Raw genomic sequence first — 26,468 nt, 5'->3', positions numbered from 1 at the left:
TTTTCTCTAAATATAGGCCGAAGGTGTACACGCTTCGGCCTCTTAATCTAACTAATCTAAATCTATGCGAAAATTGCTTTTATTGGGATACTGTAAACGGATAATATTCTCCTCCTATATCGTAACCACTAAATTTCAAGTTCAAATGTAAAATGTTTGCAGTTGCATCGTAAGTCCCGGCAGGTCCTGCATGGAAAGTCATATCTGCTCCGTAAGACGAGAAATTCACATCGTTAAGCAAAGTAAGTTCTCCGGTAAAAGTATCAAAATCAATCTCGCCAAGCTGCAGTTCGAGTGTAACTACTGCTCCTCCATCGGCCCAAAATGCGAATGTAATGTTTACTCTTTGGCAGTCGTTATTAACTTTTACACCAGTGCAGGCAGCCGGGCTATAGCTTGCCCAAACTCCGTCAATGCAGGTAACATCTCCACCCCACCGGTCGGCCAAACATCCTACCGGAGGAATATATTCTGCCAATACAACAGTCCAGTCAGCTGAATTTCCGGTAGGCGCAGTAATACGGTATTTTGCCGGTTTTGAAAAATCGCCGTATTTCCCAAAACCGGGAGCACCTTCGAGCGGAACGGCAACACAACCCGGAGCCAAATTACCACGCAAATAAACGTTGGAATAATCTGCCGTTCGGTCTTTTATCCAGATTGTATCAATCTTTGTATCATTGTCAATCGCGTTTTCAAGTGGTAATTTCCCGTTTTCATTTCCTACAATAATTTCAAGAATTGCGGGATTGTCAGGAAGTTCGCCTTCCTGGTCGAAACTGGGAACACAACTTACTGCAAGAGAGAGAATAGCTATGAATTTTAAATATATCCTTTTCATAATAATTTGTTTTACCGGTTAAATTACTCCCATCCAAAAATTTGTGTCAGGTTTGGATTTACCGTAACATGAGTCTGTGGAATCGGGCGATAATAATATTTAGGCTCGAGGAATGTTCCTCTTTCTTTTACAGATAAAATATAACCTTTGTTGTCGCCGCTGATGTATACCGAGGCATCGCTATCTTGCTGACCAACACGGTAATAAATCAATGTTTCACCTTTTGAGTTAATTTCTTTGTCATTTGCTGCGGGAATAGATTCGCTTATATCAAGCAAAACAATATCTTCTGCACCATCACCATTCAGGTCATATTTCCCAAGTCCGGGAAAATACAAACCAACAGGTTCTTTTTCCAGAAGTTTACCTGCCGCCCAACGCATTAAATCATCGTAGCGGTAGCCTTCAAGTGCCAGCTCAATTCTTCTCTCCCTGCGAATTTCCAGGATTTCATTTTTCAGTGGTGAAGCTACATTCGGATAACGGCTTTCCTGCACCGATTCAACTGCCGGATTCAATGTCATGTGTGGCATTTGTACACGGTCTCGAAGTTTATTAATCGATATGTCCAGGTCATTCTGTGTTAATTCACCTAACTCGGCTTTTGCCTCAGCATAAATTAAAAGAATTTCGGCATAACGTAATGATGGAAAGTCGATACTGTTTTGAACTGTAGCATCTTTATCGTTTACAAATCCTTTAATCTGATGGTAACCTGTAAAATTCTTTTGAAGCTGCTGTTTGTAAATACCTGCCCCCTGGTCGAAACCGCTGCTGTTTATCAATTCCCAACCTGGATATGCGTAAGTTTGTGTTAATCGAGGATCACGATTTTCAAATTCTTCTACAAACAGTTTTGTTTCGTACCCCGGTTGTTGCGTATAGAAACTTCCATCCGTCATAAGATAAGCTTGTAGTAAGTCTTTTGATGGACAAACTTCGTAGTTCCCAAAAACAAACCCCCAGTAGCCGCTGTTCACAATTTGATCTTCAGCCAAACTGGCGAAAATGACTTCTGAGTTTCCAACCAGATTGGTACTAGTAAATAGTTTCAGGTAATCGCTGTTCGGGTTACCGGTGTTATAAATAGAAAAACCACCATTGTCCATTATTTCCTTCGCTGCATCACGTGCCATTTCTAAGTAGGTATTTGCAGTCGATTGTAATTCGAGTTCGGGATGGTATTTTCTAAATGTTCCCTCGTACAAGGCATGACGGGCTTTGTAAGCTAAAACAGTCCATTTGTCAACCGCACCAACGGGTTGACTGCTTTTTACATTTTTGCCTGCAAAATCATAATCTTCAAATAATTTCTGAACAACCAAATCCCGCGGATCTCGTGCCTTGTAAAGTAAGTCCTCATCAGATGTTCCAAGTACCTGGTCGTACCAGGGGATATCGGAGTAACGTTGAACCATTCCCATATAAAACCGGGCCCTAAAAAACCGTCCAACACCTTCGTAGTGAGCCAATAGGTCTTCCGACACATTTGCACCTCCAAAATTCTCGAGAAACAGGTTAATATTCCGCAACCTGCTCCAACTCCATCCTCCTGTAACCGTTGCCGATGACGGATTATCACTAAGCATGATGTTTTTTATCTCAGAAACACCCGTATTGGCCATGTTGTCTGAAGTATTGTATCCATCATTTGAATAATTCCAGACTCCGTCAAAACTATACAGGTTATAGAGAAATATTTTCAGGTCCTCCTCGGTTTTAAAGAAATTTTCTTCCCCAATAGAAGTTTTAGGAAAACGGTCCATGTATTCATCGTTGCATGCCGAAAACAGCACAATGAAAGCTATACTTAGTAGTGTTATTATTTTCTTCATGATATTTTAATTCCCGGTTATTAATTAAAAGTCGATGTTTACACCAAATGAATATCTTCTTTGGAATGGATAGGCATAGCCATGACCATTATCGGTAACTGCCTCAGGATCGAAATAATCGCCGACTTCTGACCACTCTGCCAGGTTCTCACCACTTACAAAAAAACGAACGCGGTCGAGTTTTACTTTTTGTGTTAAAGTTTTTGGAAGGGTGTAGCCAACGGTAACGTTTTTAATTCGGATGTAAGCTGCACTTAAAAGGTAATCGGTTTGTGGAGTTGCTAATCCTTTTGAAGAATTAAGCCCTTCACCCAGGTTTCTGTCGGCAAGCCAGGCCTGTAACACAGGATATTTTGCATCGAGGTTGGCATTGGCTAAACCTGCATCAATATAAGCTTGTGAGTGTTTTGCCATATCTGCCTCGCTGTCATCATGAGGACGATAGAAGTCGGTAAGATGTTCGTACCCACCGGCATATGGTTGCTGGTAAAATCCCCAGTATAAATAATGACGGGGATAATAGTCTTTTTTTGCAATCCCTTGTATGAAAGTACGAACATCAAATCCATTCCAGTTAAAGTCAAGATTTAAACCAAAACGAAACCGCGGCGAAGTATTTCCTATAATTTTCGCATCCTTAGGATCATCCATTGTCAGGCCTTTTTCAATTTTACCATTCCCGTCCTGATCAACGTATTTTGGCCAGCCCGGAACGATAGAAAGTGCTCCCCATGGGATCAAAGTAGTTTCATCTAAGGCCTGTGTTTCTTCAACCGTTTGATAAAAACCATCGCTTTCCAAACCCCAGATCTCGCCAAATTCCTGCCCAATGTAGTATTGACTCAGGTTTTTATTCGGATTATCGAAACCGGTGATCCAGGCCCGGCTGTCGGATAATATAAACCGGCTACTAAAATTGAAAGGTTTGCTGGCTAAATTAAAACTTGATTTATAAGTAAGGGTTAATTCCCAGCCATTTGTTTGCAGGTCGGCTGCATTTTCTTTTGGCTCACTTGCTCCCAGCACATCTGGCAGGTCTTTACCCTGGGTCAGCATCCCTGTTGTATTTCTTTGGTAAATATCGAATGCTGCATAAAGTTTGTCTTTTAAAATACCAAGGTCGGAACCAAAGTTTAATGTCGAAACAGTTTCCCAGGAGTAATTATCCGAAACCAGTTGAGGTGGCGAAACTCGTTGAGGCAACTCACCGTCAACCATATAACTGCCCTCACTGGCATTCATAGTTGGAATGTAGCCATAAGCTGTAACATTTTGGTTTCCGAGAGAACCATATGAAGCCCTTACTTTAAATGTACTGATAACATGTTCTATTGATTTCATAAAATTTTCGCGGTCGACACGCCATGCAACTGAGGCAGAAGGAAAAAAACCAAAGCGACTTGTCTTTGGGAACTTTGACGAACCATCGTAACGTCCGTTAAATTCTACAATGTATCGGTCGCGAAAGATATAATTAAGACGATAAAAAGCTCCACGAATTGCCCAGTCGGTAATACTTTCATCCACAAAATCCTCTCCTGTTGCCAGTGCAATGGTAGGCAGCGAACTCGATATTACCATATCTCGTTGTGCACTAAACCACTCAGAATTACTGTACTCCTGATTAAACCCGACAAGAGCAGTTAGTTGGTGATCGTTAAAGGTTTTGTTAAAGGTGGTGTAAATATTAAAAACATTGTAGGTGTCGAAGGTTGCACTTCGATAAGCTTCATTCACTCCAACTTCACGAATATCTTCGGGCCCGTAACCGATGTTGTATTTCGAATAGTACCATCCGTAATTGCTCGTTCCTTTACGGATTGTAAAATCAGAATTAACCTTTAGCGCACCATCGAAAAACCGTGCCTCTGCATTAAAGGTTGATTGTGTACTGTTGTATTTATTATCAACTTTTCCCCCATCTACGAGTTTTGCTGCCGCAATTCCAACTGCAGAGTTGGCCCAGGTACCATCCGGGTTTTTATCGTATGATGTTGGCGCAAAATTATACAAGTCCCAAATTGACAAGTATGATGGTTCATTCCTTTCGGTCATGGTAAACAAGGTATTGTTTCCAATGGTAAGCCATTTAAAAGGTGTATAATCTACCTTACTTCTGATACTGTATCTTTTAAAATTATCTTCCGCAAGTTTTAAAGCACCATTCTCATTGTCGTAAGAACTTGAAAGGTAAAAGCGTGTCTTCTCCGTTTTACCATCGAGTTGTAAATGATGTTTTTGCGAAAGGGTATAGTCATCTAAAAAGTAGTAGGTCCAGTCTTTGTTTCCCATATATTCCCAACTTGATGGGTCATTCGGATTTATGCGTACTCCCACCGTTTCGCCCGGATTATCCGACCGCTCTTTTGCCCATGCATATGTTTCGTCGCTATAGTTTATTACATCCCAGGGAGTGTTATCTGATGATAATTCCTGAAGACGCATATAAATGTAAGGATCGTTAATCTTATTCGGCAAAAGAGTTGGTTTAGACCATGACATGTTATTGTTGTAACTAATGTGAATCCCTTCTTTCGATCCAGATTTAGTAGTAATTAAAACAACGCCAAATGCAGCTCTGGCACCATAAATTGCAGCTGATGAAGCATCTTTTAATACCGAAATATCCGAAACATCCTCAGGAGAAAGCCGGTTAAGTTCCCATGCATCAGCGGGCACCCCGTCGATTAAAATCAATGGTTCACCTCCGTTAATCGATGTCATACCACGAATGTTAATTTGAGCGGCCTGCCCAGGTTCTCCACTCACGAAATCGATGTTCAGGTTTGGTGCAACACCTTGCAATCCCTGAGAAAGGTTAATAATAGGACGACTCTCCAGCTCTTTAGAGTCAATTGCATCTACGGCTCCCGACAGGTTAACCTTCTTCTGTACTCCATAACCCACCACAACAACTTCATCAAGTCCGGTTGTTTCTTCTGTTAATGATACATTAATCAGACTTTTGTTATTAACCGGAATCTCTTGAGTAGTCATTCCTATAAAGGAAAAAACAAGAATGCCGTCTGCAGGAGCATCAATTGCGTAATCACCGTCAACATTTGTTACCGTTCCTGTTGTGGTTCCTTTTACTATGATTGAAACCCCCGGCATGCCGAACTTGTCATCCTGTGTTATTACTTTCCCCGTAACATGTAGTTTCTGAGCACGGGAATTTCCGGCCAGACAAAGCAAAAAAATCAAGATAAAGATTGCTCGTGTCTTTATCTGATTTGCCTCTTCTTTTACACTTCTTTTTCTTTTCATAAAAGTTTAATTAATTCGACAAATATGGATTTGTTAAGTTTTTATTTGGTTACAAAACAATTAAAATAGTATTGCAACATGGTTAAATAAATTGATTGAACATTTATTTAATAAATACAAGTATAAAAATTAATTTTTTTAAAAACAAAATTGTTTGAATGTTCATTCAAACTAAAGAATTGGTTATTGTAAAATGTTTGTGTAGTTTTACGCTGTTAAATAAAAGAAATGGGAAGAAAAAGTTTAAAAGACACCCGGCAGAAAGAAATTGTAAAAGCATTTTATGCCGTTGCGAAAAAAGAAGGGCTGGAAAAATCTTCCATTGCCAAGGTTGCTGACTACATGACAATAAACCCGAGCCTGGTGATACATTATTTTAAGTCGAAACAGGATCTTGAAGTGGCTTTAATTGATTATATTCTTGAGCGTTATTTGAATATTTATAAATCAAACGGGAAAATTGATTCACAGGAAAAGTTGCTGGAATTAATTGATAAATTGTTTTCTAGAAAATGGAACCGTCTGTTCGACGATGGAGTTTTTTATAGTTGTTATGCAATGGTTTATCGCAATAAGCAATTTAAAGAAAAATTTAAGGAACTTCATGACTCACTCAGAACCAGTTTAAAAGAATCGTTGTTTGAGGCTCAGAAAAATAACTTGATACAGGAAGAGGATGTTGAAAAACTTACACAAGTAATTTTTGCCTTGCTTGAAGGAGCCTATTATTACCTAGGGTTGGTGGGAAACAAAGAGGAGTATGCATTAAAAGTTGAGTATTATAAACAGCAGGTACAAACACTTCTTCATATTAATAGTTAGCCTTCCTTTTTGACAAAAATCCGGTTTTTATTATTTTGTAAATACAGAAAAAAGCAATCACTGCCCATACTGCATTCACAAATAAGTTTGGGGTATCATTCAGGTAAACTGAATTTATCACCAAACATATTCCCCCCAAAGCATTTAAAATATGATAAATTACTTTTTCTGCCGATAATAGTTTTATACTAAGAAAAAGATAGGCAACAACAAAAATTATGGCTCCCAACCAGCCAATAGTTGAAAAATCAATCATATCGAAAAGTTTTACATCCAAAGAAAGTCATTTTTATTCATTAGTGTCCGGTAAAAATATTTTTACCGGACACTAATGATAATAATATTTCAATTCTTTTTAAAATTTATTAAAAACTGGCTATATTAACAAATGCGCAGCCTACTTGCCTTAACCTCGCCACAATTATAAAACTTAGATCAAACTTAAAATTCTCTTTTGTAAAACTATTCACAGATAGGAAACATAGAAATGCGATATTTTGTCAAACCGTAGGGGACAAGTGCAATAGTCGTATCTTTCCCCATTGACACAAAATCTTGTGGTAATGGCTGTAATTCTGTTGGTTCCCAATTAAACATTTTGGCTTGAACTCTTACTTTTAGAGGAGTACTTTCCATCTGCCAGTGCCAAGTTCGCTTCATTTCTTGTTTATGAATTACCTCCCTTAATTTCTTAGAATCTATATTCAGTGCAAAATTATATGTACCGTCATAAGCTTTCAATGTTGAATTCGTTCCCATGTCTGGTAGAGGTAAAGCTAATAACAATGGCCCATAATACAATGATTGAAAAGGATTATTAATAGAATCTAATTTTGCCTGTTCTCTGTTGTTTTTAAAATATTCAACTTGAGGATAAGGTGTCTCACGTCCATTAAAGATTTTCACATTCATCGGAAAATGGATGTTTACTTTGTCTTCTTTTTGCCATGTTCGTTTTATTACGGCAAACCCTTTTTCATTCGAATCCCAAATTATATCTTCACAATTTATTTGAATAGATGGATTCTTACACCATCCGGGAATTCTCAAATGCAGAGGGAATTCAGTTTTACTATCCGGAAAAACCGTTAAGGCAATATCTTCCTTAAACGGATAATCTGTTTCTGCTTTTATCCTGACTCCTACTCCATTGTTAACTGTAGTGCTTACGACCGAGGGACCATAAAGATTTGCAGCAATTCCATTGTCCAATGTTGTCATCCACATATGCATGATGTAATTCGGAATTGAACGATTTATATTTCCAACACAACACAAAACAGGATGGCCGGTAGGTCGAAAGGCGTATGGGTAACACCATGACCGGGAGCATAGGACAAACCGGAGGTTTACCAGCAGGAAACTACGTCTACGTTTTAGAGTTGGGTAACGGTCAGGTCGAGAAAAGTACAGTAATGATCAATTACTAATAACCTGAATTCGATATAAAATATATGGCACAGAAAGTCAGAAATGTGCAAGATTTGTGAAGAAAAATCAGAAAGAATAGCGGGTTATTTTGAGGAATTTTTGGTGTAAAGATTGTGCAATTCTGACTTTTCAGACACAGTTTATGAGATAGTGCTTATTATCAATTTTTAGTCTTGAGTTACCTTATGGATTTAGTGTACTTCTATAATTATATTTTCATCTTTTTTGAATTTTTATAAACTACGCTACAATACGATTTCAATCACATTTTTTTTCTGACCATAAAACGGAATAAATGCATTTCCCACTTCTTTTCCATTTATTTTTATTGATTGGATACTGTTTCCATGCCCCTGAATATTCACATCAAGATTTAAATCCCTTACCTGAAGATTATTCAATCTGATTTTATTTATCTCTTCTGGGACACAAGGTTCGATGTACACACCATCCTTTTCAATTCGAATACCTGCCATGCCATTCACAAACATTTTAATAAAAGTGGTAGCCGCCCATGTTTGTTTCTTTGCGGTCCACCAAGGTATAATTCCCTGTTTGTTGTTCTCCTGCAATCCCCCATATATTGCTCCTGTATTCGGATGATATATTTCGGCAAATTGCAAATCCCTGCATGCATGCTCTGCAAGCTTCAAAAACTCATGTCCGAAATTATCGCTCATTTTAGCATCGGCACAAATTTGTGCCCAAAAACCCTGTATCTGGGGCCAAACTGTTGCCGAGTGGCGTCCAAAATCGATGGTGTCGTTCGGGTTATATCGCTCTAAATCGGGCCATCCGCAAGGTATTCCATGTGGTGCTACATAGCTGTTCTTTATTATTACCTGTTTTTGTCTCTCATCGGCAATTCCAAACAATATAGCATATGCATTTCCCAGGGTTTCCTGGTTGTCGCAGTTGCCAAACGGCCCAATAAAAAAGTGGTACATTCCTTTTTTTTCGTTCCACAGATGCGTATTAATCGCCTCTTTTATTTTTTTTGCTTTTTCTGTAAAATCCTGATTTACCGGGTGCCCCAACTCTTCCGCAATATTATTAGCGACTATATATGCATTGTAATAAAGACAATTGGTTGACAAAGCCATCATCGGTATCCCAAATCCTTTGACAGAGACTTTATCCGGATGATACTCCGGCCAGAGATAGATAGCACTTTCGCCTCCTGAGTCACCATAGATTCCAGGATAAGCAGCCACTCCATCGCTCCATCCGGGACCCATAAAAAGGTTATATTCAGAGTTAAATTCCTGCTTTTCTAAATATACCAGCGAATTGTTGCTTGCCTCGAATGCCAGTTTTAGAAATTCGCGATCGCCCGTGTATAAATAATGATTCCAGGCTCCCGTAATCCAAACTACCGCATCCCAGTATTGCCCTCCAATGCGCAATCCATGCTTGTCTTCAACAAGTACTGAAAGTAATGTATTCTTGGCAATTTCAGGAATAATGTATGATCCTGCATTCCATGAATTAATTGCAGCATCTCTGGTCCACGGTCTGTCATAATCCAGTCCGGCAAGTATAACTGGCTTAACATCTTTTGTAATTGGAATATCAAAACCATGGATATTCGAAAAAAGATCGCCTATGGCTATTCTAAAAGCCATATTAATACTTGCATTATCAGTCTCAGCATGAGGAATGCGCAAAGTTGCGTTATTCGAACTTTGTTGAGCATTGCTAGAAACAACCAAAAATAGGATGAACAATGCTGACAAAATAAAAGGTCTGTTCGGTACAGAGTAATTCATAAATAATTATTGATTTTTCTTATTATTTATTAGAAGTATTTTTTCAGATTTAATTCCATACCATCGTCTCTTTCCTAAATATTGACAATTTTATATTCATACACCGTAAGTTACTCACAGACAGGAAACATAGAAATACGAAACTTTGTCATATTATAGGGTACAAGTACAATAGTTGTATCTTTCCCTGCTGATACAAAATTCTGCGGCAGAGGCTGTAATTCTGTTGGTTCCCAATCAAATTGTTTGGCTTGAACCCTTATTTTTAAAGGAGAATCGTCCAATTGCCAGTGCCAGGGTTTATTCATTTCTTGCTTATGAACGCTTGTCAATTCGTTTGTTTTTTCTGAATTCATATTCAATGCAAAATTAAACGTGCCTTTATATTCTTTCGATGTTGAGTTTTCACCTTTATCTGGCACAGGTAGAGCTAACAATAATGGACCATAATAAACCGATTGAAATGGATTATTAACTCGTTTTAAGATTGCCTGATTTCTATTATTCTTAAAATATTGAACTTGAGGATATGATGTTTCATTTCCTAAAATAATATTCACCTGCATCGGGAAATGGATGCTTACTTTGTCTTCTTTTTGCCATGCTCTTTTTATTAAGGCAAAGCCCTTATCATTAAAATTCCAAACTACATCTTTCCCATTTACCCGAATGGATGGATTTTTACACCACTCGGGCATTCTTAAATAAAGCGGAAATTCTATTTCACGTTCAGGATAAAGAGATAAGACAATATCCTCCGTATAAGGATAATTTGTTTCCGTTTTTATTGTAATTCCTACTCCATTACTTACTGTTGTTTTTACTTCCGAAGGACCATAAAGCGTTGCTGCAATGCCATTATCCAATGTTGTCATCCACATATGCATGATGTAATTGGGAATAGCACGATTTACATTTCCAACACAACACAAAACAGGATGTCCGGTTGGTCTAAAAATGTAAGGGCTGGCATCATGTCCGGGAGCTATTGGAGCTTCTGACGGGAAAACACCATTTATTCTGTTTGGGCTTTGGTAATAGCACATCGTTTTAAAATCGCTATCTACTGCCGCAGGAACAGCATTAAAGAAAACCTTCTCAATGGCATCTCCCCAATCACTGTCTCCTGTTATTTCAAATACTTTCTGATAGGTCCATGCCGAGGTTGAAACATTGCAGGTTTCAATATTTCGAGTCGAGCCAATTCCGGCATTGAATTCTTCAGAAGAGGCCACTCCACATGGCAAAATATGTTGTCCCAGCCATCTATTCGCGCTAAAAAAGGCCTCCAAGTATTTCTTGTTTCCAGAAAATGAATAAAGCATTGCGGGAATGCGAATATTTTCATAAAAGACAACGCCATGACGGCTCTCAAATTTTCCATCTATCCATTTATCAATCGTTTGATTGAAGGATGTAGATTTTGTCATTTCCAGAATCTTGTTTAAGATAGCTGTATCACCCGTCAGAGTATAAAGTTCAATCATTGGATCAACATTAACTGCTCCAGTAACCGGATAAATTTTTTCTGGCATTATTGGCAAAGGGTAATCACTGTATGCGTTCAATAAAGCCGTTAAAACTTCCTCTCTTCCAGTTGCCTCATAATAAGCCAGTAACGCTCTTGCCATATGAGAATGGGACCAACTATTGAATTCCCCTCTCGTCGTTTTCACTTCATTTACAAAATCTTTTGGTTTCCAGTAAATCAATGAATTCTCCGGATGATTTAAAACTCCCTCAACTACCGTATCTAAACGTGCCGATACTTTTCGGATTAATGCAGAATCGTTTAAAACATAAGCCAATCTCACGGCACCATCAAGCCAGTAAGCACATTGTTCCAATGCCCACCCCGTACCATCTTCCTCATTGGTGCCTTCAGCTTTAAATCCCTTCCCTTTCCATGCTTCTCCAAAGGTAGGGCTCCATTCGTCCAAGTGTCCAGTTATTCCATTGGCGGCCGATTCAGCCCAATCATTTAACCATCCTTCTGGGCGTATAGCTCCTGGTGGTAATGGAATAAAGGCAGGAGGAACTGCGATATGTTTATCTGTTTGATAAAACTCCTTTTTATAATCAATAAGGTTATGAATAGTATCTCCACTTTTATTACATGAGATAAACAATTGAAATCCTACAATAATACCGATAAAAATATTTTTCATTCTGATTTTGATTTTCGCTACATCATCCAAACAAGCCCCAAACTATTTGCCCATAGCAAATACGCTATTGTTTTATTTCAATCTTAATTGATTGTTTTTTCGACGGATCAAGCTCAATAATACTTGCTTCACCATCCAATGCCCAACCTTTTTGGTGTACTACAATTTTATCACAGGATGGATCAGAAAGCGGTTCAATTTTAAGCATCGCCGACTTTCCGTCTTCATCTACTTTAAGATTAAATGACAATTTTCCAAAAGGAGTAGCTATGTCTTTTAAGGAAGTTTCCATTCCTGCTTGAACCCATTCCTTTGGCAGCCCCTCAAACAGATGCAGCTCATTGCCCCTATCAATAGCAAGCAAGTGAACGGCTAACCGAATAAACTCAGCACTTGCCCAATTATGCGGCATATCGCCAACAAAGTGGCGGGGCAGGTCGCGAGGATTGTGCTCTTCTCTCCATGCCAATAAATGAGATGCATGATTGGCAAAGGCATATAAAGACTTTACAGCCCGGTCTCCCTCTCCCATCCAAAGACAGGCATGCCCGTAGAATCCGGCAAAGTAATTCCATATCCCATCAATAATCCATCCGGTTCCCATCACCATACCTTCCTGAAGTGTCGTATGTAGCATATCCATTGTTCCTTTTGCAATCGGATCATTTTGAGAAAAAAGTTGACCAGGATAAACGCCCTGACAAAATGCCCATTGTGCCCGTTGTGGCAATGAATGATATTTGGGATCCATTGGAATCGGCAGGTATCTATTTCCATAAGTATCGGTAACCATATCGCGATGGGCAGCTTTTTGGAAGGTTGCATAAAAATCATCATATTCCCTCTGCCATTCCCTGGCATCATCATTTTCACCAATCCATTCAGCAGCTTGCACAATAGCTTTAAATCCCAACAGATTCCAGTAAATGTTAGTATATTCCCCTTTGTCTTTTCCACCACCAAGGCCACCATCTATTTCTCCCGGAGGTATTAACCCATCATCCAATAAAATATCGTTTTCCAAAGTCATCTTTCGCATCTCTTTAATGAAACCAACTGTTTTTCGCAGTTGTGGCCAGATTGATCGTAACCAATCTTTATCCTGGGTCAACATGGCATGCCTTACACATGTCCACAGCACAATACCATTTTCTTTCCAGAAGGTCGGATTTAACTTCCCAAACTTCCCATTAGGCTGCTGAAACGACAACATGTATTCAATACCGTCACGGGCATCACTTCCTTTATCCACCATTGCCGAAGTTTCTAATAAAAAAGATCCATCAACAATCCAAAGTCCTCTATAACAGGTTGGTCCCACCTGAAAGCTGTATTTACCATCTAATATTTCGCGCGCCTGCCATATATTGCGCAATGAAGCATCAATCAAATCCTGAATACCCTGATCCGGAATCGAAATATGTCCGAAAGGAACCGGGGAGTTATTCTCCCAATAATTAATAATGTCTGTTCTGATTTTTTGTAGTTCTATAATTACTTTATCTGGACTTTCTTTTAACTGCTGTGCCAGTTCTGAAGTTTTTCCATTGTCGTAAATTGCCGCAAACAATATTGTTTCACCGGGTTGCAACAATGTTGGGCTAAATTCAACCAATGTTTTCTCCTCCCCCAGGTTTTGACGAACCCGTTTTACCTGATGACTCATAAAAAGGTGATGATCTTCGTTAACGGTAATAATTGAACTGTCAAGTGACACCTTAAATTCAGAATTAACTACAACCATAGGATTGAAGATCCTGATTTCGTTTGTGTTATTGGAGATATGTGTTAATATGATATCTTCACGTGGTGCTGTTTTACGCTCTTGCCAGTTTTGCTTTTTGCCAAAATAACCTAAGCCAGCAGAACTATAAGCAAATGCTTCTTGTTTTATCTTTAATCCATCGAGGGTCGCAGTTGTTTCAACAATTGGCACTTTAGGTGAGTATAATTTTTGTGAATCAAACTTCATGCCTTCATCTGCTAGAATATGGAATACAGTTTTAAAGCCCTCGCCATTGGCATAAGCAAAAAATTTTTTCCCACCAAAATCATACAATAATTGTCCTTCTGGACCAATTAGTGTTTTCGAAGTATCATCAGGCAGACAAATACTGGTTGCATGCCAGTCAGGGGCATATCTGAAATCGACTTTGAGTGAGTTCTGTCCATTTGTAACTATAAAACAGATAAAAGCTAAAATTGTAATAATAGTTGGTCTCATAATTTATTAATTTTATTGTTTTCAATTTAGATATATTTTCAACTCCTGTCTTTCTTCCAAAATCCTTCCATTTCTTCCAAGGTTTTTCCCTTTGTCTCTGGAACAAATTTCCATATAAAAGCGAACGATAATAAGGCAATCGCTCCATAGACCCAATAGGCAAAACCATGATTAAATTTGGCAATTAAAACCTGATGTTTATCTAAAACAGGAAAGGTTTGGGATACCATGAAATTCGAAATCCACATGGCTGCTGTTGCAATTGACATTGCTCGCCCCCTGATGCTATTTGGAAATATCTCGGCAATAAGCACCCAGGTTACAGGTCCCCACGACATAGCAAAAGAAGCGACAAACATCAACATAAATACCAGTGCGAAAATTCCATTACTATTCAGGAAAAAACTTGCACCAAGACAAATCATGGCACCCCCCATCCCGATTGCACCGATTAACATAAGTGGTTTTCGCCCAAAACGGTCAACATTTTTAATGGCTACAATAGTAAACAGCATGTTTGTCAGTCCAACAACAACCGATTGAAACAAAGCCTGATCTCCTTTTACCCCAATACTTTTAAATATCTCAGGAGCATAATAAAGAACTACATTTATTCCAATAAATTGCTGAAAAACAGCCAAGGCTCCCCCAATAAATAAAACACGGCATCCAAAACTTAATAGTTTTGGAGAAGTTGTTCCGAAGGAGTTTTTAATTTCCTTTAATTGAAATGCCATATCTCCTTCCTGAAGTATCTTACACATCACAGAGGCAGCCTTTTTTTCCTGTCCTTTAAGTACCAGCCATCTAGGACTTTCAGGAACTGTAAACAATAAAGAAAAATAAAGGATAGCAGGTATAGCTTCAGCACCAAACATAAATCGCCAACCTTTGGAAAGTTGCCATGAAGCATCTCCAATTTGCCCTATTTGGTAATTTACTAAAAAAGATATGAAAATTCCGATTACAATAGCAAACTGGTTCCATGATACTAATCGGCCGCGAACATTAGCTGGAACAATTTCAGATATGTACATGGGTGCCAGCATCGAGGCCAACCCAACACCAATACCGCCAACAATGCGATATAAAATAAACGGAATCCAGATGGTATGGTTGCCACTTCCAATAGAATCAATTCCGAGTTCGGGCATTGCAGAACCAAGTGCTGAAATAAAGAACAAAACAGACGACAGCATCATCGCTTTTCTTCGGCCCAATTTCAGACTTATAATACCACCACTCATAGCACCAACAATACATCCAATTAATGCTGCTGAAACAGTAAAGCCCAGCCACCAATTGCCAATCGTGCTTTCAAAATTCTGAGGTTGAATAAAAAATTGATCCAAAGCTCCAATTGTGCCTGAAATTACTGCAGTGTCGTAGCCAAATAGAAAACCACCGAGAACAGCTGTTGCTGTTATGAGATAAACAACTCTCGGCGTTTTTACGTTTCTGTTTTGTTCTGTATTCATGTGCAAGTTTAAATATGCATTACTTATTTATGTTTGAAAAAATACTCTTGTTACATTGGTCACTCTTCATCATGTGTTTATTTCTTATTCTTCTATTGTCCACAAGTACCTGATTTCTTCTTCTTTTTTCAATTTAAAATCAAGTTCATTTTCGAAATTTAATTTTACTTGTTTAAGCAATTGAAAAGAACCATTTTGCACATTTACCTTCTGCACTTTAATTACTTTTTTCTTCGAAGATAAACCGTTGAACTTTATTTTAAACGCATACTTTTCCCCTTCTTCTTTCATTTGAATTCTCATCCTTACATCCCCGCTTAACGGCAAGTTTTCGATCCCCTGCCAGTCGTTTGTAAGTTCAGCCGGTGTCAAGAAAAAAGTATTTGGGTTATCAGTGCGTTCAAAGCCCCAACATCCACGTAACAATGCATCGACAACCGAAGTTGTAATTCCTGAAGTAAAATAACCACGACCAACTTCAGGAGTTCCATTTCCCTCGAACCCATTACTCAGATTATTTCCGGTTCTCGGATCGTATTGCTCCCATATAGAGCCTGATTTTGCATAATCGCGCGCCATCATTCCATACAGATTCCGGCTCAATGCTGCGGCTTCGTTTTGAAAACCATAATTTACAAGCCCGCGAACCGTGTAGTATGTCTGAACCGGCCAGATGGTTCCACTCCAACTATCGGCAACAACAAAATAGGGAGAGTCAAATGGCGCACTTGGAAGACCATAAGGATACTTTGCACTTGGAGCATACTTAGCAGTGTCTTGCAAACGAGTAAGCAATCTATGGGCTTGTTCATTTGTAGCAACTCCTGCTATCATTCCATGAAATTCAATGGGAGAAGGAATCGGTTTGTATTTCAGTTTATCAGTAAGACACCAGAATGTTCCGTTCTCGTCGTCCCACATATACTTGCGAATCGCCTCAGTTAAACGGTTTGCCCTGTTGCTCCACTCGGCAACTTCATTCTTAGGCCGATCAATTACATCCGCTATTTTAGCCAGTTTTTGATAACGATCGACCAGGAAAAATTGCACATCGGGCCATATTGTTGGGGTATCATAAAATTCTTTTGGTCCATAATCGATGTTGTAACCAATATCCATTAAGGGTCCCTTAGGACTTCGGTTTCGCTCTGTTTCAAGCCAGCGAACATGCTTCACCATCAGTGGATAGCAAGAAGCCAGCATCTCCTTGTCTTGGGTAACCTGATAACAATCCCACAAAGCCATGGTGATATTTGCGAGTTGCGGAGTAGGATTGGCATATGCTCGATAAGGATTGGCTGACACTGTCAATTCCCCATTCTCTTTGGTGGCACTCAAAAAAGTCCGAAGTGTCCGTGCTCCAAGATCAGCATCCCAGTTGCAAAATGTATGAATGGATGCCGGACCATCCCAGTAGAAAGGTTCACGATATACATCCAACGATTCAACTTTCCAAACATCCTTAAAGTTCCCCTGTGCCGGATATATTCCACTTCTGATTAAATCAAAAGTATAAGACCACATTCCTTCCCATTCTGGCTCAACACCACTTAGGCGTGGCATACGGTCATACAGATAATGCCTCCTCGATTCGCAAATTTGTTGCAAATCGTCCCATTCATAACTAAACGAACTAACACTTTGAAGCGCTAACTGACGAAACCCTTCTTTGTCAGACCGGCGATCAATCGTTGCCTGTTGATCAGAAGCTATTATACCAGGTCCCTTATCCATATATTCTGGAATCGTTGCCCAACCGATATAAACATCTAAATCAAGCGTTCTTGTTTCTCCAGCTTCAAGATTCAACTCCCAACGATTAGACGCTACGTTATCTCCACGTTTTTCCCAACTGCCATTAGCTCCAACTGACACAATAACCGGAGGACCATCAACAAAAGAATAAGCAAAACCTTTACTTTCGTTATCTGACCATGGACGAATATCAAGATGAGCATTATTAATTTCAGTCCAGTCGAATTCAATGGTTATTTTCGATGGAATTTCCTTTGGATTGGTTACCTGGAGTGCCGTAATCCAGTGGCGTGCTGACGCCATAAGATCCAGCCGCTTTATTTTCACCGCTGGAGAAGAAACAGCCACCTGACGAAAATCGAATTGCTGCTCTACTTCATCCACCTTTATTGATTCAGGCGAAACACTTTGCCCATCAACCTTCACATTTAAATGTTGCTCATAAGGCCAGTTTCTCCAGGTTCGATGAGCCAGTACTGCGTTACCCATAGTCTCCCATCGCAAAAAATTCCATGCATCCTGATGTAACATTGTAAAAAAGCGAAAATCGTTTAAATAACAAGTTCCATAGGCAGCAACAAGGTCATTATCTGTGCGGTTGTTTACAAACTTTGTATTCGTTCGATCATTTGTAGGACCGTTGTTCTTATTAATCAGTTCAGAAGATACCGACCGTGAGACTTTATCTTTGAATTTCCGGGCAATTGCACTTCCTATTGAGAAGAACAGACATAATGCTAACAAAGTGTATTTAAATCCTCTTCCCATTTTTTTCCTTTTAATATTTGTAAACCTTTCAAGTATTTTAAAATCAAATTTATAAGTCACCAATCATCAAAATTGCTCTCTTTGTTTATGAGCATTTATTAGAATTCAAAATTATTGGTTCCTTTTTGAATTTTGTATTCTTCAACACGTCCCGATGAAAAGACACATAAAGTATATTCATCGTCAGAAATAACCTCAATGTTGAACTTGTTATGATTTGGATTAGCGATCAGACTGGTAGCAATCCCGTTAAAATGATAGTTTCTACAGCCCACCATTTCTGCCGAGTTAATATTCCAGTCAATCCTGTTTTCTGCAGCATTTGGTTTAAGGCCTATAGCATACTCCATCAAATACAAAATAGGGCCGATACCCGACCATCCCACAAAATCTTTTCTGGCAGGCTGTCCCGGCTCAATAGCATCAGCGGCATAGTTTTCCCAAATCGTACCAGTGTTTTTATAAACCGTATTTACATTCCTTAAATGGTTTAAGGCAATTTCTCTGGCTAATTTAGAATATCCATATTTTTCAAGACCACGAATTACCATCGTTTGAGTTGGGGCCCATACTGCCCCTTTCCAATAGCCCCCCATTGGATTGTAACCCTCCTGATCTGCCGCGACGGTTGGTACACGGTGCTTACGATTAAAAGTAGACGGATTGTTTAATTCTTGAACCATAAGTTTTGCTCGTTTTGCAGAGGGTACCTCTGCAAGCAAGGTCCAAAATCCGGCAATTGTTTTTACTGGAACAAACTCTCCGTTAAGTGTTAAATCGTAATAGAAGTTGTTTTGAGTATCCCACATCAAATCATTAATTCTTCTTTTTATTTTATCACCTTCCTTCTGAAAAAACCGAGCATCTTTTTTTAGGTTTAAAATCCTGGCTATGCGACTAAGATCGCTTGCTAGCATAGCCATTTCTGATGAAATATCTACCCCACAACCTCCACCCTTCAGGTAAGGATTCCGGGGAGAATTATCCATACTCGCCCAGTCGGTAATATAAAGACCATTACCCTGTTTCAAATACTTGTCAAGTGCACGATAATATTGCACCAGTGGATTATACACCAATGTTAAGCGTTCTTTATCGCCGCTGTATTGATAATGTTCCAATTCGGCCCATGAACAAATTGGATGATCAAGACGATCAAGAGTAAGATAAGATGGAGAAGGAACCTCTCTACCAACATAGGTAACCGGATTATGTGCAACTTTTTCAATTTCAATAAAATTGCCATCAGAGTCTTTTTTGTCATAATCGGAGTTAAATCCTTCTTGCTTATTTTCAATATCCCACCCTGTATAGGAATAGAATGACAATTTCTCTTTATTAAGATTGTGCTGAGGCACACCACCTGTAGTTTCATATAACTGACAGGACATCTCACCATTCTCAAACTGATGTGCATAGAAATTATCCAACGAACTAATGCCGGGAACAAGGGCATACGCAACATTGCAAAACATCGTCATAAAAGAAGTGTCCCACAAATAGAAACGTTCATTAAATGCTTCATCAATATAATTTGAAACATTCCCGGAACCTTTATAAGGTCGACGAAAATGGTCAAAAGCCATTTCCCAAGCTTTCCAGTATAACTCACCCCACTCTGTGTTTTCCTCAAAAACAGGTGAAGGCATCTTTTCTCGACTTTCGGCGAAATTAGGAAGGGGGCAAGACTGATATTCCTTTTTGGAGAAAAATACGCCTCCTTCGGGGTGATCGGGGTGATTTATCTCAATATAAGCTCCTGTATTCTGAGCCCAAAGGGAAAAATGAAAACAACACGCAATAAAAAAGATTATTAATTTCTTCATCATACTATGGTATAAAATTTGTCCAATACTGCTCTATTAAATGAGGCTTGGGCACAAATTCAAATATCCCCGGATTATCTTCAAATATTTTGTAAATACTCTTTTCTGGAGTAATGCCCAGTGACTCATAAGAGGCTGGTGATTTTTCGATTAATACAGATGGTGTATACGATTTATTGGGCTCCCATGTCAACTCATCTCCCTTGTATACAGGAAACCAGGCTAAGCCCTTATGTGCTCTTACTTCATCGTAATCAAATCCATACTCGCGATCGCACCAGGCTCCGAATGTTAAAGGAACGAAAGGATCGGCACTAATAGTGGCATGTGCCCAAAAAGGTGGTACAATAACCACATCGCCTGGTCCGGCATGAACAGCAAAACATCTTCCCGGATTGTCCTTTGCTGTTTCCTGCATGTAAATAATTGCTTTACCTTGCCATATTTCATATACTTCGGGGGTCGACCACCCTTTCGCATAAACTGATTTTGAATGAATGTGTCCCTGGCTTCGTACCGGCTCATCACCCAATTTACCTGCCGCATAGGTAACAACTCCAAAAAGCAAATGTAGCTCCTCCAGTACAGGCTTATGAATTTTCTTCCCTACATCCATTGCAATCGAATAAACAACTTCCGGTCCATTACAATGCGGATTCTTTAAACTTTTACGAATGGCATCTAATGTACGCTGCTCCACTTTCGGACCAAAACAATCATCCCCGTATTCGAATCCCAAAGGATTTATCAGGGCTTGAATATTTAAATTAGTATTGAATAGTTCCATTTAATTCTTTTCCTTTCTTATTAACCAAACAATCTTTATTCATCAATCCATCAAATATTCATTTCCAAGTATCAGGAATACACTCGCAGTCCAAGAAAACGATGCATCTCGCAAACCTTCGCCAGTTATGGGATTAAAGTTTTCTCTAAACCCACTTTTCACACATAGATCAATATATCTCTGTGCAATTTCTTTTGCAAATTCATGTTCGCCACACGCATTTAAACCATCTACAACAATCATAGTAGAAGGTGCCCAAATGGGACCACGCCAATAGCCATCTTCATTAAAAAAAGGACTTTTAAGATTTTCTGATGCCAAGCCCCATTCTGTAAGGTAGCCTTCAGTTTTTAAGTCATTAATCAATTGGGTTCGAATTTCAATGGGGAGTTTTTTACCTAAAATAATGGGATGATATGCTAAAAGACTTTGGCTTTTCTCATTGACTGTATTTTTGTCAATTTCAGTAGTAATGAATCGTTCTCCGTTCCATGTTTTTTCAATCATTAAATCCAAAAGTTTATCTGACTTTTCCTGCCATTTTTTTGCTTCTTCCGGCTTGTTGAATTTTTTTGCTAAGTCATGCAATAAATCTAATTGAAGGACGAGGTAGGCATATAAGTTAGCACTCTCAAAGTGGCCATAAGTATCGATGACGCCGTTTACGTCAAACTCGGTACCGTTATCCATACAATCATTGCCATTATGGTACTCTGGCAATCCATTATTATTTGAATCTCTATGGTCTAACCAATAATTCGTCCATTTCTCTAAGGACGTGTACATCTCCTGCAATTGAGCATCGGACAAATCACTGTTTTTCATCATCTTTCTTAATGTCCAACCGTGAATTGGCGGTTTTACATGAGCCCAGATAAGATGACTGTTACAAACCACATCTGGTAATTCTCCATTCTCTTTCTGGTAATCGAATATTACTTTTAATTGATTTAAAGCTAATTCCGGCAAATTATAGGAACAAGCCATTGCTGTAAAACAATTATCCCAGCTCCAAACATAGTGCAAGATGTTTTTGGACATTAAAATATTTCCATCTCTCTTGTAATTTCCACCTTTATTAATAATGTTAGACCAAAGTGCATAAGAAGCCAATTGTCGTGAATTACTGTATTTTTCAGGTAAGGTTGGCATTTTTAAAAGCCAATTTTGAAATTCTTCTGCAGAGGCATCTATACATTCCTGAAAACTTTTGGTTACATCGTAATTTTTCCAATTGCTATCTGTCTCGGTAATTCTAATGTCAAAATAGTTACCTGAGCCCTGTTTGGGAGTGAATTGACTGGCTTTTTTATCAAAAGTAAGTTTACCATGTATCGCAGAAAGAATAAACCTTGAAGTACCATAGGTGTTATCTACTTTTTGAATGTGATACGAACCATTTTTAGTTGATTCTACAGTAAGCGTTCCGTTCGCAAGTAGGTTATGATCCAACCCAAAAATCAAATTTTCGGAATTTCCTTTAATACGAAACACTTTATCCGTTTCATAGCTCATTTCTCCTAAAACGGAGCTTTCATGCATCAACGTAGCATGTGATGGGTTTGCAATGGCACTTGGGGTCAACGTATCGCCATTTACTGTATGAAAGAACTCTAGAATGGCGCTATTGCTACCAAAGGCCGAATTTCGAATATCCATAAGCACAAGGCCTTCAAATCTTTTATGGTTGAGTACTGCCAAACCTGAACCTGCATAGCTAAAAGGCACATCCTTTAAGTTAAATTCAACAAAAGATTTCACTTCATCTCTCGCCTTCCCTTTGATCCCATTCTTATGGGTACATGAGAGTAGCATAAAAATACTGGCAATGAAAAACCATTGCATTTTGCTCAATTTATTGTACATATTCTTTAATTCATTTGTTCATTAACTAAAATCTGTAATCATAACAGAACTACTATCAAATGCAATTAACTCCTTACATAAAGCTTTACAGTAGCCTATTGGGTCGATAGATTATTCATTTGGGCTATCGTGAAATAATGTACCCAATTCCAAAATTGTCTTTATACAAGTGAATAGTTTACATTTCATCTATTTTTTTAGTGCCTTACAAAAGCTTTTATAGTAGCGCATTCCTGTCCTTCCGACTCACCAAATGGACGTATTGTATAGCTTTTTACATTTGCAGGTACAATAAATGTTTCTGCATAATGCACTACAAAAGGCTCAAATGAATTATTAGGACTTTCGACAATCACCTCACGGCCCTCCACAAGATTTAATACATTAACGCTATCTCCTGTATCATGCAATACTGTTTTTGAAAACCAATGTCGTCGGGTTTCAATGAATTCCCGTTCGTGTAGTCCGGTTTTTTCTTCTATCCATCCATCGCCTTCTCCAATTTTTTCTACACGATTCCGAATGTTCTTTTCACTCCATTCCCGTGTCCGGGCCCACTGAATATTCTTTTTCCCATGTTCGATATTAATCGGACGAGGTCTTCCATCTAAGCCGAGACGTCCCCAATCCCAAAGCTTAAAAGTGAAGATGTAAGGGGTTGCACTAATTTCCAATACCATACTGTTTTTACCTGAACAATGTACTGTACCAGCAGGTATAAGAACATGATCATGCTTTTTAACCTCCCACTTTTGAACGTGCTTATCTGCATCAAATGGCAGCCCCGTCTTCTGTGCAGTTTGTAGTTCAATAATCATTTTTTCAGGCTCAATATCATCACGTAGTCCCAGGTAAACAAAGGCATCATCTTCCGCATCCAAAATGTAATAGCTTTCATCTTGCGTATAATGCATTCCGAATTTTTCTTGAATGTATTCGGTGAGTGGATGCACCTGAAGACTTAAGTTTCCGCCCTTCATGGTATCAAGCAAATCAAACCGAATTGGGAATTCATCACCAAAACGAGCATGTACCGGATCACCTAAAAGGGCTACCGGACGGAAAAACACCAGATTTATTGAAGGTGTTTCAAAAATGGTATCGCCAAATTTCAACAGCAAACTATTCTCTTCGGGAACGCAATCAAAACACCACGCAAAATTGGGTTCCGACTTATCCAAATCACAAATCTCTTTCATCCACTGACCACCCCATGGTCCCGGATCGAAAAACGGAACCACCCTAAACGGCTGACCAACTACAAGTTCAAACCCTTTCATCAAAGTCTCTCCCGAAATCATTTTCGGCTGATTGAACTTATTTGTATCTAAAAAATAATTTACGGAATCGAAAATTTCCTTTTTGTGTTGATCACTCACCCTCCAATCCACAAAAAAGGCTCTTTTATATTGTAAAGATGTTCGTTCATTATTATTATGAAGCCCCAGATTACTTGCTTCGTTTCGTCTGAAACGTTGCTGTATTTCCCACCTGGTCATATCTGCATATACAAGCACTTCAGGAGTAGAAGTGACTAAAGTAGCACCTGTTCCGTAAACAATGATCAAACCTCCTGAGTTTTCAATCTTTTCCCGAGCATTTTTAAGTTTTTCAGGATCGAAGTAATCGGAAAGAACCAATCGTGTCATTACACCAAAGATTTCATCATCTGTCACATCATCATAACTCATTTGAATGATTTCGTCCTCACTTTTAAACAAATCATTCGTATAAATGAAAGTATGGCTGTTAAAAATATCTGACACAACAGTAATAATTTCAGAATCGTTTACTCCCGGGTAAGTTTCAATTGCAATCACACTTCGTTCTTCATTAAAGAGATTAATGGCTCTCTCAATTTCCGTAATAACTTCTTTCCATCCAATCCATGTATTTACCTTCTCTTTTACTTCGATAAAAGGAGTCTTATTATAGTTTGAGATTTTATCTTTTAAATATTGCTTCATACTTTCTATATCTTTTGTGCCATGTGAAGTGCGCCAATAACTCCCGCACTGTCATTTAGGTCCGCACTCAATATTGCAACTTTCCCCCAAGGGGTCCATGCTAATTCATTTACTTTTTCCTCAATGTAAGGAAGAATTACATCTTTGCTATTCATGATACCGCCTACCAAAATCACAGCCTCTGAATCGAATGCATGGATATAACTAATTACCGCGGCAGACCAAATATCCAGACATTGATTTCGGACATCCAAAGCAACCTTATCATGATCTGCTAGTTCAAAGAGGTTGTTAAAACTAATTTCTTCCAGGTTAACCAATTTACTGGTACTAAAATCAGGATGATTGGACACAAGTTGTTTTAATACTACTGTTGATGCTTCCGCTTCAACACACCCCCTGTTACCACATGTGCAGAGCCGGCCATCATAATTTACTGAAAAATGACCTCCAAGATTTCCGGCCTGGAAATGTTTCCCTTTCAATAGTTTATTATCCATTACTACTGCCGTCCCAATACCCGTTCCTAATGTAATCACAATCAAATCAGTATATGGCACACCAGCTCCATGCCTCCATTCTCCAATGCACGCCATCCTGGCGTCATTTTCTAAATATATAGCTGCGCCAAAGTTTTCTTTTGCCCACTTATCCCAATCAAAACCAACCGCATCATTATATTTTGCATTAGTTGCAATCACCTTCTTGGCTTTGCTATTCACCAATCCAGGAAAAGCAAACCCGATACTGTTGATGTCATATTGAGATATTTCATTCTCGCTGCACATACCCACTGCAGCTTCTACAATAATTTTCATGTTGTATTGGAAACCTTTCTCCCTACTTGCTTTAACATTCTGAATTTCGATCAACTGATAATCATCAGACAAACCTATTTTAATACGCGTACCTCCAAGATCTATTCCCAAGTAATAACTCATCCTCTTTTATTCTTCAATAATTATTAGTTTTCCATCTTTCTCAACTACTCTGGCCGAAAAACCTTCCTTTTCTATTGAACCGTAGTCATGACCAGCATCAGATGGCCAACAGGCTCCAAACGATAACATCTCAACTCCGGTATTAATAACACGGTGAGCAGTATTCCCGGGAATATAATGTACACTGCCTTCGGTCATTTCTTCAGCCCATACTTTCCGCGTTTTATCCATAAAAAGCAATAAGCCTTTACCTTTAATTCCCCAATAAAACTCTGCTGTATCATTATTCGAATGGAAATGCCCCTTGGTCATAAAAAACTCACCGCCCACTTTACCAGGAAAGATCCGTGTAAGCCCAAAAAACAAACCTCCAGATTTATTATCTGCCACAGGGAAGTAGCAATCAACTTCATAAACCGGCTGCTGTGGGTCAAGTGCTGAAAATGCAACTTTATCCATAAATACAGCTTCCATATCACTAAGATAGCGAATACTACTTTCCACCTTTTTACCTTCCAATCTATTCGCCACTAAAAACATTTTAGAACTTTGTATTATTCCTTGTCTCATTCCATTTTACTTTTAATAAATCGTCGTAATTTATTTTATCTCCGTTGCTTATGAACAACAACCTGTTTTTTTTCAAGTTTGCATATAAGTAGGGGATGTTGAGTTATTGGCTCCCCTTTATATTAACTGACTATTCTCTGTCAAATTCCATAA

Annotated in this window: 17 protein-coding genes; 1 reads left to right on the top strand and 16 read right to left on the bottom strand. The window is 38.7% G+C overall.

Going from position 1 to position 26,468, the window contains the following annotated elements; genetic code table 11:
- Nucleotides 1-79: 79 nt before the first annotated feature.
- Genes D1614_RS02625 through D1614_RS02615 form a run of 3 tightly spaced genes read right to left on the bottom strand, consistent with a single transcriptional unit; the run spans nucleotide 80 to nucleotide 5,943 of the window.
- Nucleotides 80-841, bottom strand: a complete 762-nt coding sequence (locus D1614_RS02625) for a DUF5018-related domain-containing protein (RefSeq protein ID WP_119436304.1) — start codon at nucleotides 839-841, stop codon at nucleotides 80-82.
- Between the two features lie 23 nt (nucleotides 842-864).
- Complete coding sequence (locus tag D1614_RS02620; RefSeq protein ID WP_119436303.1) at nucleotides 865-2,676, bottom strand: RagB/SusD family nutrient uptake outer membrane protein; 1,812 nt, start codon at nucleotides 2,674-2,676, stop codon at nucleotides 865-867.
- A gap of 24 nt (nucleotides 2,677-2,700) precedes the next feature.
- The gene (locus D1614_RS02615) at nucleotides 2,701-5,943 is read right to left on the bottom strand and encodes a SusC/RagA family TonB-linked outer membrane protein (protein ID WP_119436302.1); all 3,243 of its coding nucleotides are present in this window, start codon (nucleotides 5,941-5,943) and stop codon (nucleotides 2,701-2,703) included.
- Nucleotides 5,944-6,171: 228 nt separating this feature from the next.
- Here D1614_RS02615 and D1614_RS02610 point away from each other — a divergent pair, with 228 nt between their 5' ends.
- Nucleotides 6,172-6,765 (top strand): TetR family transcriptional regulator C-terminal domain-containing protein, encoded by a 594-nt coding sequence (locus D1614_RS02610; RefSeq protein ID WP_119436301.1) that lies wholly within the window; start codon nucleotides 6,172-6,174, stop codon nucleotides 6,763-6,765.
- On the opposite strand, the gene D1614_RS02605 is transcribed toward D1614_RS02610, so the two are convergent.
- The 13 genes from D1614_RS02605 to D1614_RS02545 form a co-directional block, all read right to left on the bottom strand.
- The gene (locus tag D1614_RS02605; RefSeq protein ID WP_206609907.1) at nucleotides 6,755-7,042 is read right to left on the bottom strand and encodes a CBU_0592 family membrane protein; all 288 of its coding nucleotides are present in this window, start codon (nucleotides 7,040-7,042) and stop codon (nucleotides 6,755-6,757) included. The genes D1614_RS02610 and D1614_RS02605 overlap by 11 nt on opposite strands.
- A gap of 185 nt (nucleotides 7,043-7,227) precedes the next feature.
- Nucleotides 7,228-7,992, bottom strand: coding sequence for a beta-L-arabinofuranosidase domain-containing protein (locus D1614_RS02600; protein ID WP_241558065.1), 765 nt, complete (start codon nucleotides 7,990-7,992; stop codon nucleotides 7,228-7,230).
- 449 nt (nucleotides 7,993-8,441) lie between these two features.
- Nucleotides 8,442-9,821, bottom strand: coding sequence for an MGH1-like glycoside hydrolase domain-containing protein (locus tag D1614_RS02595; RefSeq protein ID WP_162304383.1), 1,380 nt, complete (start codon nucleotides 9,819-9,821; stop codon nucleotides 8,442-8,444).
- A 254-nt stretch (nucleotides 9,822-10,075) separates the two neighbouring features.
- Nucleotides 10,076-12,133, bottom strand: a complete 2,058-nt coding sequence (locus D1614_RS02590; RefSeq protein ID WP_147383978.1) for a beta-L-arabinofuranosidase domain-containing protein — start codon at nucleotides 12,131-12,133, stop codon at nucleotides 10,076-10,078.
- Between the two features lie 64 nt (nucleotides 12,134-12,197).
- On the bottom strand, nucleotides 12,198-14,357 hold the full coding sequence (locus D1614_RS02585; protein ID WP_119436297.1) for a glucosidase family protein: 2,160 nt from the start codon (nucleotides 14,355-14,357) through the stop codon (nucleotides 12,198-12,200).
- Between the two features lie 38 nt (nucleotides 14,358-14,395).
- Nucleotides 14,396-15,835 (bottom strand): D-xylose transporter XylE, encoded by a 1,440-nt coding sequence (gene xylE, locus D1614_RS02580; protein ID WP_119436296.1) that lies wholly within the window; start codon nucleotides 15,833-15,835, stop codon nucleotides 14,396-14,398.
- Nucleotides 15,836-15,919: 84 nt separating this feature from the next.
- Nucleotides 15,920-18,358 (bottom strand): MGH1-like glycoside hydrolase domain-containing protein, encoded by a 2,439-nt coding sequence (locus tag D1614_RS02575; RefSeq protein ID WP_147383976.1) that lies wholly within the window; start codon nucleotides 18,356-18,358, stop codon nucleotides 15,920-15,922.
- A gap of 98 nt (nucleotides 18,359-18,456) precedes the next feature.
- The gene (locus D1614_RS02570) at nucleotides 18,457-20,187 is read right to left on the bottom strand and encodes an MGH1-like glycoside hydrolase domain-containing protein (protein WP_119436294.1); all 1,731 of its coding nucleotides are present in this window, start codon (nucleotides 20,185-20,187) and stop codon (nucleotides 18,457-18,459) included.
- 1 nt (nucleotide 20,188) lies between these two features.
- Nucleotides 20,189-20,971, bottom strand: a complete 783-nt coding sequence (locus D1614_RS02565) for a glucose-6-phosphate isomerase family protein (protein WP_119436293.1) — start codon at nucleotides 20,969-20,971, stop codon at nucleotides 20,189-20,191.
- A 42-nt stretch (nucleotides 20,972-21,013) separates the two neighbouring features.
- Nucleotides 21,014-22,837 (bottom strand): amylo-alpha-1,6-glucosidase, encoded by a 1,824-nt coding sequence (locus tag D1614_RS02560; protein ID WP_119436292.1) that lies wholly within the window; start codon nucleotides 22,835-22,837, stop codon nucleotides 21,014-21,016.
- A gap of 197 nt (nucleotides 22,838-23,034) precedes the next feature.
- Nucleotides 23,035-24,804, bottom strand: a complete 1,770-nt coding sequence (locus tag D1614_RS02555) for a class I mannose-6-phosphate isomerase (protein ID WP_119436291.1) — start codon at nucleotides 24,802-24,804, stop codon at nucleotides 23,035-23,037.
- A 5-nt stretch (nucleotides 24,805-24,809) separates the two neighbouring features.
- Nucleotides 24,810-25,745: an ROK family protein gene (locus tag D1614_RS02550; protein ID WP_119436290.1), complete on the bottom strand. Its 936-nt coding sequence runs from the start codon at nucleotides 25,743-25,745 to the stop codon at nucleotides 24,810-24,812.
- A gap of 6 nt (nucleotides 25,746-25,751) precedes the next feature.
- Nucleotides 25,752-26,315, bottom strand: coding sequence for a glucose-6-phosphate isomerase family protein (locus tag D1614_RS02545; RefSeq protein WP_119436289.1), 564 nt, complete (start codon nucleotides 26,313-26,315; stop codon nucleotides 25,752-25,754).
- Nucleotides 26,316-26,468 lie beyond the last annotated feature (153 nt).

Source organism: Maribellus luteus (assembly GCF_003576475.1).
Classification (GTDB): domain Bacteria; phylum Bacteroidota; class Bacteroidia; order Bacteroidales; family Prolixibacteraceae; genus Draconibacterium; species Draconibacterium luteum.
The sequence above is the reverse complement of the archived record's forward strand: the minus strand, read 5'-3'. Positions and strand labels throughout refer to the sequence as shown.